General features: G+C 64.2%; 8 protein-coding genes and 1 pseudogene. 7 read left to right on the top strand and 2 right to left on the bottom strand.

Translation table 11 applies throughout. The features are described from left to right. The 4 genes and pseudogenes from ACLMAL_RS34095 to ACLMAL_RS34080 all read left to right on the top strand — a co-directional run. Positions 1-578, top strand: a pseudogene (locus tag ACLMAL_RS34095) (L-asparagine permease); the annotation flags it as partial. 110 nt (positions 579-688) lie between these two features. Then, a complete protein-coding gene (locus ACLMAL_RS34090) occupies positions 689-1,594 on the top strand; it encodes an alpha/beta hydrolase (protein WP_328412350.1) in 906 nt (301 codons plus the stop codon). A 779-nt stretch (positions 1,595-2,373) separates the two neighbouring features. After that, a complete protein-coding gene (locus tag ACLMAL_RS34085; RefSeq protein WP_412002828.1) occupies positions 2,374-3,267 on the top strand; it encodes a zinc-binding dehydrogenase in 894 nt (297 codons plus the stop codon). 69 nt (positions 3,268-3,336) lie between these two features. Beyond that, positions 3,337-4,077, top strand: coding sequence for a polysaccharide deacetylase family protein (locus ACLMAL_RS34080; protein WP_412002827.1), 741 nt, complete (start codon positions 3,337-3,339; stop codon positions 4,075-4,077). A 252-nt stretch (positions 4,078-4,329) separates the two neighbouring features. Here the strand turns inward: ACLMAL_RS34080 and ACLMAL_RS34075 are convergent, their stop codons facing one another. Continuing rightward, positions 4,330-5,748, bottom strand: a complete 1,419-nt coding sequence (locus tag ACLMAL_RS34075) for an MFS transporter (RefSeq protein WP_412002826.1) — start codon at positions 5,746-5,748, stop codon at positions 4,330-4,332. A 789-nt stretch (positions 5,749-6,537) separates the two neighbouring features. Here ACLMAL_RS34075 and ACLMAL_RS34070 point away from each other — a divergent pair. From ACLMAL_RS34070 to ACLMAL_RS34060, 3 genes are all read left to right on the top strand, one after another. Continuing rightward, the gene (locus tag ACLMAL_RS34070) at positions 6,538-8,001 is read left to right on the top strand and encodes an MDR family MFS transporter (RefSeq protein WP_412002825.1); all 1,464 of its coding nucleotides are present in this window, start codon (positions 6,538-6,540) and stop codon (positions 7,999-8,001) included. Positions 8,002-8,248: 247 nt separating this feature from the next. Beyond that, entirely contained in the window at positions 8,249-9,538 is a 1,290-nt protein-coding gene (locus ACLMAL_RS34065; protein WP_412002824.1) for a lipase family protein, read from the top strand. 657 nt (positions 9,539-10,195) lie between these two features. Next, positions 10,196-11,368: an alkane 1-monooxygenase gene (locus tag ACLMAL_RS34060; RefSeq protein WP_412002831.1), complete on the top strand. Its 1,173-nt coding sequence runs from the start codon at positions 10,196-10,198 to the stop codon at positions 11,366-11,368. Between the two features lie 151 nt (positions 11,369-11,519). Here ACLMAL_RS34060 and ACLMAL_RS34055 read toward each other — a convergent pair whose 3' ends face one another. After that, on the bottom strand, positions 11,520-12,149 hold the full coding sequence (locus tag ACLMAL_RS34055) for a hypothetical protein (protein ID WP_412002823.1): 630 nt from the start codon (positions 12,147-12,149) through the stop codon (positions 11,520-11,522). Positions 12,150-12,368 lie beyond the last annotated feature (219 nt).

The raw sequence follows: 12,368 nt of genomic DNA, 5'->3' as shown, positions 1-12,368 counted from the left end.
CCGGTTTGTACTCGACCGGCCGGATCCTGCGGTCGATGTCGATGAACGGCAGTGCGCCTGCTATCGCTTCGCGGATGTCCAGCGGCGGTGTGCCCTATGTCGGCATCCTGGCCACCGGTGCGATCGCCTTGCTCGGTGTCGGCTTGAACGTGGTGGTGCCCGACAAAGCATTCGAGATCGTGCTGAACATGTCGGCACTGGGCACCATCGTGGCGTGGACGGCGATCGTGGTCTGCCAGTTGCAGTTGTGGCGCTGGGCGCGTGACGGCAAGGTGGAGCGGCCGAAGTTCCGGCTGATGGGCGCGCCCTACACGAGCTACGCGACGCTGGTGTTCCTGGCGACGGTGGTCGCGCTGATGGCCTTCAGCGATGACGAGTTGCAGCGTGGTGCGGTAATTGCCGTGGGCGTCGTCGTGGTTCCGATGCTGGTCGTCGGGTGGTTTCTCGCCCGCAAGCGGGTAGCGAGCATCGCGCTGCAGCGTGAGGGTTACACCGGTCAGTTCCCGGTGCTCGCCGAGCGTCCGTCGCCTGATCACGAGGCGAGCGATCAGGTCATGGTTCACGACGAACGCGAATAGCGGCGGCGTGGACTGCTCCCAGGGCGTCGCGATGCGCTGGGAGCAGATTCGCGTCGCGACCACGAGTGGTCAGACCACGCACGCCGTAGTTTGATTGCAGGACGGATGTCATGGAAAGGATCGCGATGCGCGTCGATGTCGAATTCACCAGTGGCGCAGTAACCTTGCGGGGCTGGCTCTATCGGCCGGAACGGACGTCGGGCAGCACCCCGCTGGTGGTGATGACACACGGCTTCGCGGGCGTCAAGGAATGGGTCGCGCCATTTGCCGAAGTGTTCAGCGCCGCAGGCCTGGCCTGTCTTGTCTACGACCACCCTGGGTTCGGGACCTCCGATGGCGAACCCCGCTACGAGGTCGACCCCACCGCCCAGATCGAGGGCTACCGCGATGCGATCACCTTCGCCCAGACCCTGGACGGCATCGACCCGGAACGCATCGGCATTTGGGGAACCAGCTACGCGGGCGGCCACGTCTTGGTCGTCGCGGCGACCGACCGGCGCGTGCGCGCCGTCGTCTCGCAGGTGCCGATCACCAACGGCTGGGCCAACTTCCGCAGCCTGGTTCCCTCCATCATGCTGCCTGCCGTTCACGCGGCCATCGCCGCGGACCGCCGAGCCCGCGCTTCCGGCAAACCGCACGAGACGATCAAGGCGGCCTCCGATGATCCCACCGAACTTGTCGCTATGCCTGGTATCGAGGTCTACAACTGGTTGATGGCCAACGGCCCGCAGGTCCCTACCTGGCGCAACGAGGTCACCCTCTCCAGCGTCGATAAGTTCCAGTCCTACACCCCGGAGGCGTTCCTGCGCCGCGTGTCCCCGACGCCACTGCTGATGGTGATCGCCGATCAGGACACCTTGACGCCCAGCGATATCGCTCTGCAGAGCTACGCCGAGGCGCTGGAACCCAAACAACTGTCGCTGATCCCGGGCACCCACTTCGCTGTGTACGAGGAGCAGTTCCAGCAAGCATCCTGCGTCGCCAGGGATTTCCTGCTCACGAAGCTGAGCGAATAGCGCTTGCCCCGGGTCGGCATGCGACACCATCGTCCGACTTCGCCTGGCCGTGCCTACTCCTCCGGCGCCGGTAGTCGACCGGATACGACTCAGGTTCAGAGGAGAGGCATCGACAGGGGCGAATTGCCCTGGTGGGTGCTGCCCTTGTTGGGCGGGGTTGGGACCGGGTTGGTTGACGTTGGACAGGTTCATTTAGGGGTTTGCGGCATACGTTGGTCGTATGCCGTTGAGTCCCCCGGATTTGGGCCGGCACCGTCACACATCTCGTGGAAACCGACGCAGCCCAACCTCTGTCGCGCGATTCAACGCGTGAGCTCGGCCATCTCGTCCGTCGCCGGCGAATCTGGAAACGGCTGGTCTTGCCCGATCGCTCGCCAACCCCATGACTCGTACGCGGCTCTGGCTGGGTTGCCGACTCGGACCAGCAGATAGGCCAACGGTTCCGGGCGGCCGGATAGCAACGCATCGTGGATGATTCGTGCGTATCCGTGTCCCTGATGGGCGGGGTGAACGGCGAACTCGCGGAAGATATAAGCCGGACCAGATGTTTCATACGCAAGTTCGGGCTAAACGCGTACGGCCTATGTCCCATAGCGAGTCGGGAATGAAGCAGTATCGGCTGCATGTTGATCACCGCTGACCGACCCTCCTACCTAGGAAGAAGGCAGGCCATGACGCCATCTCCGACCACTATGCGCGCCGTCCGACTCTCCGCCCCCGGCCCCATCGAGAACTTGCGGCTGACCACTCTGCCTCTCCCGCCCGAAAAGGACGGTTGGGTGCGCATCCGCGTCGAAGCGTTCGGCCTCAACCGCTCGGAGCTGAAGCTTCGGCTGGGTGTGAGCGTGGGCGTCAGTTTTCCCCGGGTGCCGGGTATCGAGGCGGCCGGCACCGTCGACGCGGCTCCGGCCGGCAGCGGGCTGGCTGTTGGGCAGAAGGTTGTCGCCATGATGGGGGACATGGGGCGCACTTTCGACGGCGGCTATGCCGAATACGCCTCGGTGCCGCTGTCCCAGGTCATCCCCATCGACACCGACCTGCCTTGGGAGGTGCTGGGCGCCCTGCCGGAGATGGTGCAGACCGCCTACGGCTCGCTCACCATCGGCCTGGACCTGAGGCCCGGTCAGTCCGTGCTGATCCGCGGCGGCACCTCCTCGGTGGGCCTGGCCGCCGCCGCCCTGGCCACATGGCGCGGTGCCACGGTGCTGTCCACCACCCGGCGGGCCACCCGTCTCGCTTCGCTGAAGGAGCACGGTATCGACCATCCGCTGCTCGACACCGGCGAGGTCGCGCCCGCCGTGCGCGAGCTGTACCCGGACGGCGTCGACGCCGCCCTTGATCTCGTCGGCACGCCGACCCTGCCCGACACATTGCGCGCGGTGCGCGTGCACGGCACGGCCTGCTTCAGCGGCAGCCTGTCCAACCAGTGGACGGTGCGGGACTTCTCTCCGAACGAGTACCTGCCCAGGGGCGTGCGCCTGGCGGGCTACTTCGGCGATGCCGCCGACCTGCCTCGGGAAGCCTTCCAGGAGATCCTCGATGCGGTCGCGGGCGGCGAGCTGGCCTTCCCCGTAGACCGCGTCTACGACGGCTTGGAGCAGGTGCCGCAGGCCCACGACGACATGGAGCACGATCGCGCCACCGGCAAACTCGTCGTCCGCGTCCGGCATTAGGCCGTGTTCAGAAGCTCCGAGTACTTCCGTCGCTTCCGCGTGGGCATGCGAGCCGACATGCTCAGAAGCATGTTGTTTCGTCGCCACCTCTCCCGCCGCACCCGCAGATGGACAATCTGTCTGGCGATGCTGCTCGTTGTGCTGCTCGGCAGCGGCTTCGGCCTGTTCCGTGTGGTGAACTCCCGAACCTTCCAGTTCTTCGGTGGTCTGACCGACCGTGTGGACACCACATCGAAGGTCGTCGCGCTGACATTCGATGACGGACCGGGTCCCGCTGGCACCCAACCTGTGCTGGATGTGCTGGCCGACAAGGGGGTGCACGCGACGTTCTTCTTGATCGGGCAGGAGTTGGAACGTCACCCGGAACTCGGTGTGGCCATCGCGAAAGCGGGGCACGAGATCGGCAACCACACCTACTCGCATCAGCGAATGGTCTTCGTGACGCCTGGAACTGTGGCCGGCGAAATCGAGCGCACGGACGAGCTGATTCGTAACACCGGGTACACCGGCGAGATCACGGTTCGTCCGCCTAATGGCAAGAAGCTGCTGACATTGCCGTATTACTTGCATGAGCACGACCGGAAAACGATTCTGTGGGACGTCGAACCCAATTCGTATCCGGAGGTCGACAGCAGCGCGGCGGCGATCGCCGACTACACGGTTGCCCGGGTGCGACCGGGTTCGATCGTGTTGCTGCACGCCATGTATGGCGGGCGCCAGCAGACCCGAGACGCCATCGCCCCGATGATCGACAAGCTCAGGGCAGGTGGCTATCGGTTCGTCACCATTTCGCAGTTGTTGCGTGAGTAGAGGACGTAAGGCACATGGCCGTTACCTCCCGGTCACCGTCGGGCGGGCCGAATTCCAGTGCACTGCCTGTTGCTTCGATCTGCTTTCCTGTGCTGACCACGTCGTCACCGAACCCAGTCGGAGCATCGGTGCGCCTGCCGTTGCGGGCCGTGATCCGGACAGCGCGGCCCGTGGAGTCTCGATCCCGCCGGGCAGGGAACTGGCGTGAGCGGCGGCGGGCTTGTGGCACCCACCGCCGGCTCGGCAACTGCGTCAGATAGACCGGGTTGGTTCCGGCGTCGATTGTTCGTCGGTGCGGTGTGCCGCGCTCAGCGGATCGGCGATGTCCTCCAGCGATTTACCTTCGGCGTCCACGCCGAAGCGCCAGGCGACCAGGCCGCCGATGACCATCGTTCCGGCGCCGATTATGTACCCCCAGGTCAGTGGGAGCCGGTCCAGGTCGACATTGTCGGCGCCGCCGATCAGCCGACTGAAGAAGTACGGTGCGACCACGCCGCCGGTGCCCTGTGCGATCGCGAAGAAGAACGAGATGGCTTGGCCGCGCAGCTCCAACGGGAAGATCTCGCTGACGGTGAGATAGGCCGAGGATGCTCCCGCTGAGGCAAAGAAGAATATGACACACCAGAGTGCGGTTTGGGTGACGGCAGTCAGCAGTCCCGCATTGAACGCCCAGGCCGAGATGAGAAGAAGTGTGCCGGAGCCAACGTAGGTGGCACAGATCATTTTTCGGCGTCCGATGCTGTCGAAAAGTGGCCCGAGTACCAACGGTCCGATCAGGTTGCCGACCGCGAACGGGAAGAAGTAGTACCCGGTGTGGTCGAGCGGCACGTCGTAGAAGTAGATCAGCACCATGCCTTGAGTGAAGAAGATCGAGTTGTACAAGAATGCCTGCGTGGCCATCATCGTGAACCCGAGGAGAGACCGGGAGGGATACTTGCCGAAGAAGATACGAGCCATCTGCAGATAAGAGAGCCGGCCCGCGTCGACGATGTCCAAGGCCTTGCTTTTGTCGACCGGGGGCAGTTCGACACCTCGGCTTCGGATGCGCTCCTCGATCTCATCTACGGTTCGTTCGGCTTCGGCGGCCCGACCGTGTGTGAGGAGCCATCGCGGGCTCTCCGGTACCTGGCGGCGCAAGAAGATGATGATCAGGCCGAGAACCGGGCCGATGAAGAAGCCGATCCGCCAGCCCCAGTGCAGCGGGACGATGTCTTCATTGAAGAGAACCAGACTGGCCGCCGCACCCAATGCGGCTCCACCCCAATAAGTACCGTTGATGGCGATGTCGACTCGCCCTCGGTATTTCGAGGGCATGATCTCATCGATCGCCGAATTGATTGCCGTGTACTCGCCGCCGATCCCGGTGCCGGCAATGAAACGGAAGAAGTACAGTGACCAGGCGCTCCACGACAGGCCGGCCAATCCGCTGCCAACGAGATAGATCGCCAACGTGAGGATGAAGAGTTTCTTGCGTCCGAGTTTGTCGGTGATTCTGCCGAAGACCAGTGCGCCGACCACCTGTCCGGCCAGATACCACGATGCGGCCGCGCCGACCTGCCCGCTGGTGAGGTGGAGGGTGCTCGGGCTCTCCAACACACCACCCATGCTGCTGACGATCTGGATCTCGAGCCCGTCCAGGATCCAGGACACCCCGAGTCCGATGACTATCAACGAGTGAAATCTCGTCCACGGCAGCCGATCCATTCGAGCAGGGACCAGGCTTCGAACGACTTCCACAGGTGGCCTTGACATTTCGTGATCACCTCAATCATTGGAGATTGGTTGGTTCCCCGGCCGACATCGGCCCGAGGTGCTGAGAGGGGGATATTCGCTGCCGCCTGGCTGATCCGGCCGTGCATCGAACCGCTCGGCCGGAGTTGCCGAGAGATCGTTCGGGTCGGCGTCGAACATCGAGTCCGGCAACGGATTTCCGTATCGGTCGCTGCGGCCGGTCCGCGCGAGTCCGTCGAAAGGTCTGGACTGCAGTCTCGATACCCGCATTGGCAACGCGCTTCACCGCCCCGACCGTAGAAACTCAGGTCGCGCCGGGACGGCGTAACCATCGACTCGTTATATAGCGTGCCAATAAATGATGGCACAACAAAACATGACGCGCAGTGACATCTAACTTGCGCCGAGTTTGCCCGTACCGGTGGCGGCGGGGAGGTCATGGGCAGGGTGGCGTGGTGTCGACGCCACCCAGGGGTACGTGACCAGGCTCACGATTCGATATCGGCACCTGTGAGATTGGCTGCTGACCAGTAGTTTCCGGGTAGCTCGCGGGTCGATGGGCGGGAAAATCGGGTGAGAGATGTCGGTGCCGACCGCAATACTGACGCGCGCCCGATGAGTTCGAGTGGCCGATTCCGTCTCAATCACTGTGGCGCCGGGACGCGATCCGGTGACTCGGCAACGGGCCACACATATTCCTGCCAACGCACCATCCTCCGGAGGTACCCGATGCCCGCCGAACTATCCGCTCCCGCCTCGGGAAGGCGGACACCGACCGTCATCCGGGTGCTCGTACTCGCGACCTTCGTGGTGATCCTGAACGAGACCATCATGATCAACGCGATCCCGCGTCTGATGGACGACCTCGCGGTCACCGAACGAGCGGCGCAGTGGGTGTCCACCGCGTTCATGCTCACGATGGCGGCCGTCATCCCGACCACCGGCTGGTTCCTGCAGCGGGTGTCGACCCGGCAGGCGTATGCCGTGGCGATGGGGGTCTTCTTGGCCGGTACCGCGCTGTCGGCCGTCGCGCCGTCGTTCGCGGTGCTGCTGCTCGGGCGGATCATCCAGGCCGGCGGCACCGCGGTGATGATGCCGCTGCTGATGACCACGTTGATGACCGTTGTGCCCGAGCAGGACCGCGGCCGCGTGATGGGCAATGTCACCCTTGCCATTTCGGTGGCGCCCGCGTTGGGACCCGTGGTTTCCGGGTTGGTGTTGCAGATCGGTTCGTGGCGTTGGCTTTTCGTGCTGGTGCTGCCGATCACGGGGGTAGTTACCTGGCTGGGCCTGCGCCGGCTGGAGAACATCGGTGAACCGCAGGCCGGGGCGATCGACTCGGCCAGCGTGGTGTTGGCCGCACTCGGATTCGGTGGGCTGGTGTTCGGGCTCAGCCGGTTCGAGAGCAGCAACCTCACCAGCCCGGCGCTGATCGTCGCCGCGGGCTCGGCTCTCATCGCCGCGTTCGTGTTCCGTCAGCTGCGCATGCAGCGTACCGGCACTCCGCTGTTGGATCTGCGGGTCTTGCGGTCCGGCACCTATTCGAAGGCGTTGGTGCTGATGTCGATCGCGTTTATGGCGATGCTCGGGTCGATGATCCTGCTGCCGTTGTATCTGCAGAACCTGCGTGGCCTGAGCCCATTGCAGACCGGCCTGCTGGTGATGCCGGGTGGGTTGGCGATGGGTCTACTCGGACCGACCGTCGGGCGCGTGTTCGACCGGTTCGGCGGACGCTTGCTGGTGATTCCAGGGTCGATCGGGATCGCCGCGTCGCTGGCCGGGTTCACCCAAATCTCGATGACCATGCCGTACTGGCAGCTGATCGCCTTGCACATGCTGCTGATGGTGTCGCTGGCGGCAACCTTCACCCCGGTCTTCACTCTCGGCCTCGGTGCTCTCCCGCAGCACCTGTACTCGCACGGCAGTTCCATGCTCGGCACCTTGCAGCAGGTCGCCGCGGCCTTCGGCACCGCCCTGGTGGTGACGGTGATGTCGGCCCGCAGCACCGAGCTCGTCGCCGACGGCACCGACCCTGTCACCGCCCACCTCGACGGCATGCGCCTGGCCTTCGTCGTCTCCGCCGCCTTGGCGCTGATCGTGATTGCGATGGCAGTGCTCCTGCCGAGCCGGGCAGCCGCCCCGGAAGCGGCCGGTGAGCCCGAAACGGTGGCCCCCGAACTGGTCAAGGGCTGACCTCGATTCGGCGCGACTGAGCCCCTGGCTGCCCTGCTGCGCACGCCAGGGGCTTCGCCATCGCCGGCCCGTGGATCGGGAGCCCGAAAGCGGCTGATGGTGCCCGACGATGCGGTCGTGATCAACATGAGGCGCGTTGTGCCTGGCTGGAGGCTCTAAGGCAGCTAGTCTCGGTATCCGATTCTCGAAGTCATGGCTATCCCCCATCGAAGGAAGGGATTGATTCGTGAGGAGTCGAATACTCAGCTTGACCGCAGTTGTGACCGGAGCTTTCATCGCGGTCGGTAGCGGGGCGTTTTCCGCAGCCGACCCATGGATGCTTCCGGCCGTGGAGGCCAGCGGCTTCTACCTGCCGCCGGTGCCGCTTCCGCCGGGAGACCCGGGCACCATCATCCGGACCGAACCGGCGCCGGTGGCGCTGTCGGCCCCAGGACAGCCCGGAATAATCCCGGCGATGGCGACACGCATGATGTACCTCAGCAGCGATGCTCAGGACGCGCCGACCGCTGTGGTGGGCACGTATCTGGAGCCGGCCATGCCGTGGCCCGGCCCGGGGGAGCGCCCGCTGATCGCGTACGGGGTCGGCACGAAGGGGCAGGGCGATCAGTGTGCGCCTTCGAAGTTGTTGCCGGATCTCGTCCATTTCCAGCCGCCGCTCGACGTGATCTTCGAGTACGACGTGGTAGGGCTCTTCTCCCTGCTGTCGCGTGGCATGGCGGTAGTGGTGACCGATTACCACGGCCTCGGCACGCCCGATATTCACGACTATCTCAACCGGAAGGCACAAGCCCACGCGGTGCTGGATTCCGCGCGTGCCGCATTGCGGTTGCCGAGCAGCCTGAACCCCAATTCACCGGTCATTCTCTACGGGTACTCCCAGGGCGGTATGGCCTCCGCAGGCGCTGCCGAGCTGCAACCGAGCTACGCTCCAGATCTGAATGTGCGCGGCGCGTACGTCGGGGGGCCGGTGGTGGATGACGAGTATTTCATCGGGTACAACGACGGCCGACCCTCCGTCGCACCCACCTACGCGTGGATTCTCAACGGCATCGCCGCCAACTATCCCAACACCCGACCGGTGCTCGATGCTGAACTCAACGACATCGGCAAGGCGATCCTGGATGACTCTCAGAACAAATGTGCCGTCCCGGTCGGGCTGGCCCAGGCCCATCAGTACACATCCCAGTGGACCACCAGCGGACAACCACTCATCGACGTGATCGATCAGTCCCCGGTGTTGAAAGCGGCATTCGACGAGCAGCGTGTCGGCGGGCTCACCCCGTCTGTTCCCGTATTGATCGCCTCGGCCAGGAACGACGAGGGTGCGCCGTATACGCCGATTCGGGACATGGCCGCCAGCTGGTGCAGTCGTGGTGTGCCGGTTCAGCTGGAGTCGAATGCGGACATTCCCCCGTTCTCCGGAGTCGTCGGCACCCACGTGGTGGCCTTTTTTCCGTCGCTCGCGGCCTCGCAACAATGGATCACCGATCGGTTGGCGGGTATCCCAGCCCCGTCCAACTGTGGTGCATTGCCATAGTTTCCGGCGCACGGCAATTCCGGTGTCGTGGGGACTTCGATCGGATACACGGCGTCCGGTGTATGCCCGCGCGTTGTCGGGCTCGTCGCACCTGAGTGTGGGTGATCTGTGCACGATGCAGGGTGGCGGGTCGGCCTGTGAGCCGACCCGCAGCAGGTGGACCGAGCCGATCGACAGCGAGAAGCACGATCCGCGCCCGCCGGAACCAGTGCGGCCGCATCGGATTTTCGTGGCCGGAGTGCACCCGCCGCGACTCGGTAGCGACCAACCTGGCGTTCCGGCCGCGGACCCGGTGAGCCGGGCACATCCTGTGCGGCGCCGTGCTCGGCCGGTAGAGATGCCGAAGCGTGGTACTGCGGCGAAAGTCCTCGCGGTGTTCCACTATTCGTGCGTCGAGGCGGGAAGCCGTGCGCCCATACGATTCTCGGCGAAAATTCGGCTCGACCGATCTCCGGCGGTCCGGATCGGTTGGGTAATCGGCCGGTCAGGCGGCTATTTCAACGGATCGCTGGTAAGCGGCGAGAAAACGTTTATTCTAGATCAACAAGATTAGACGGAACCGTCTTCGTCGGGCCAAACTCTCAACCGGGTATGTCGAATCACGGGACGACTATGGCAATCTTTGAGAATACAGACGCGCGCGACCCCAAACGTTATATGTGGGTTCTAGGTTTGATCGCACCGGGTTGTGCGCTACTGCCCTCACAACTAGTAGCCCACACCGGGCTGGAGCTGTTTTGGTGGATCGGTCCGATCATTGTGTTCGTGGTAATTCCACTGCTGGACTTGGCGGTGGGCGATGACGGCAGCAATCCGCGCGATGAGGACTACGAGTCGTTGTCCAACGATCGATACTATCGTTGGTGCAATTATCTCTTCCTGCCGCTCCAGTTCATCGGCCTGCTGATCGCCGGATACCTGTGGGCCAGGCAGGAACTGAGCCTCGCCGACAAGCTGGGATTGGCTGTGACGATGGGGGTCGTGTCGGGCATCGGCATCAACGCCGCCCACGAACTCGGCCACCGGGCCGAGCATCTCGAACGTTGGCTGGCAAAGGTTGCTCTGGCGCAATCCGGATACGGGCATTTCTTCGTCGAACACAATCGCGGCCACCACGTCCGCGTCGCCACGCCCGAGGACGCGGCCAGCGCCCGATTCGGCGAGTCACTGTGGGAGTTCTTGCCGCGCAGCATAGTCGGCGGCTTCCGCTCGGCGCTGGCCCTGGAACGGGAACGCCTGTCCCGCAAAGGGAAACGCTGGTTCAGCCCACATAACTATCTCCTGCAAGCATGGTCGATGAGTGTTGTGCTGTTCGGCACGATGATTCTGGTCTTCGGCCCCGCCGTCATCCCGTATTTGCTCCTGCAGGCGATGATCGGCGCCGGATTGTTGGAGACAGTGAACTACGTCGAGCACTACGGATTGCTGCGCGCGCGCCGCGCCAACGGCAACTACGTGCGGTGCTCACCGCGCGACAGTTGGAACAGCGACCGTCTGATCACGAATGTCTTCCTGTTCCACCTCCAACGTCACAGCGACCACCACGCGAACCCGGGGCGTCGCTACCAGACCCTACGCAGCAGCCAGGAGGCACCTCAGTTGCCTGCCGGCTACGCCACTATGGTCGTCCTGGCCGCCGTGCCCCCGCTGTGGCGCGCGGTCATGAATCACCGGGTGATGGCCCACTACGGTGGCGACATCACGCTCGTCAACAGGAAGCCCGGTGTCAGGAGGAGTTATCACTTCCTGACGCGCCTCGGTGGTCCGTCCTCCACTGACCGAATGGGTACCGTATCTACTGGCAACTCTTCGGCAAACAGTGACGAATAGGATCGCCGGGACGGTTTGATCCGCCCCCGTGACGAGGGGTCGTGCGCAGCCCATGGCGCGGTGATTCGGTATTGCCGTGCTGGCCATTTCTTCCGCTGCGGGCCGTCTTCGGCATGGTCCGACCCGCTCTGGCGCTGAGCCGCCTGCGGTCTCATTCGGTGCTGAAGACGAACGTGTACCAGTCTCCGTACAGCTTTTCGAACAGCCGGGCGTTACCCCCTACCGGCTCGGTGCCAGGCGAATACACCCAGCCGCGGACGGTGGAGCCCATGAACCCGTCGGCGTCGTAGAAGTAGACGCGCCCATCGGATTCGCGTTGAGCCAAGCTGATATCGAGCCCGCCGAGGCTCAGGTCTCGGCGGCTGGTCGGTCCATCTGCGCGCTGCATCTCGACCGCGACGTCTTCGATTGCCGGACGTGCGGAGTCGAAGCCGTCGGGCCGAAAGGCCATCCCGGCCACCATCCCCGCGAGGGCAACGGCAGGCACGGCGGCGACCTTCCATGACCACCGGTGCTCCCTGCCGACCAGGTACAGGGTCTTGATCGCCCACACCAGCAGGGAAGTGCCCAGCAGAATCCCGCCGATCACCAGACCAACGAACTGATCGGCGTCGGTCGAGTTGCCGATGAACGGAGCCCGGTCGAAGTGGACGCACAAGAGAACAGCCACACCAAGGGCTGCGCTCGTCAGGACCGCGAAACCGGGTGCGGTGGCGGCGTCCTGTTCGAGCTCGGTTTGCGCACCGTGCACACGTGATGTCTCGATCGAGGGCCTCCTCATCTCGACGATCGTGACCCAAGGTTGCGGATCCGCGCTCGGCGATGCCCACACTTGGACTGTACCGACTCGGTGCTGTCGGAGCCCGGCCCTGAAACCAGCACCGCGGCGCGGCTGTCACTCGACCGCTCGAACCGATCGATCAGTCTTGATGGTGGCGAACTATCGCGGGCCATCGATCGAGCGACTCGCGCGGCAGCTGATACGGCGAGGGCATATTTC

The sequence above is a fragment of the Nocardia sp. CWNU-33 genome, from assembly GCF_046764895.1.
In the GTDB taxonomy this organism is placed as follows: domain Bacteria; phylum Actinomycetota; class Actinomycetes; order Mycobacteriales; family Mycobacteriaceae; genus Nocardia.
Note: the sequence above shows the minus strand (reverse complement) of the source record. Positions and strands in the feature narration are given on the sequence as shown.

Excerpts from the sequence above, each read along its gene's own strand:
- ACLMAL_RS34090 (WP_328412350.1), top strand. The coding sequence starts at position 689 with ATGGAAAGGATCGCGATGCGCGTCGATGTCGAATTCACCAGTGGCGCA.
- ACLMAL_RS34055 (WP_412002823.1), bottom strand. The coding sequence starts at position 12,149 with ATGAGGAGGCCCTCGATCGAGACATCACGTGTGCACGGTGCGCAAACC.
- ACLMAL_RS34070 (WP_412002825.1), top strand. The coding sequence starts at position 6,538 with ATGCCCGCCGAACTATCCGCTCCCGCCTCGGGAAGGCGGACACCGACC.
- ACLMAL_RS34060 (WP_412002831.1), top strand. The coding sequence starts at position 10,196 with ATGTGGGTTCTAGGTTTGATCGCACCGGGTTGTGCGCTACTGCCCTCA.
- ACLMAL_RS34080 (WP_412002827.1), top strand. The coding sequence starts at position 3,337 with ATGTTGTTTCGTCGCCACCTCTCCCGCCGCACCCGCAGATGGACAATC.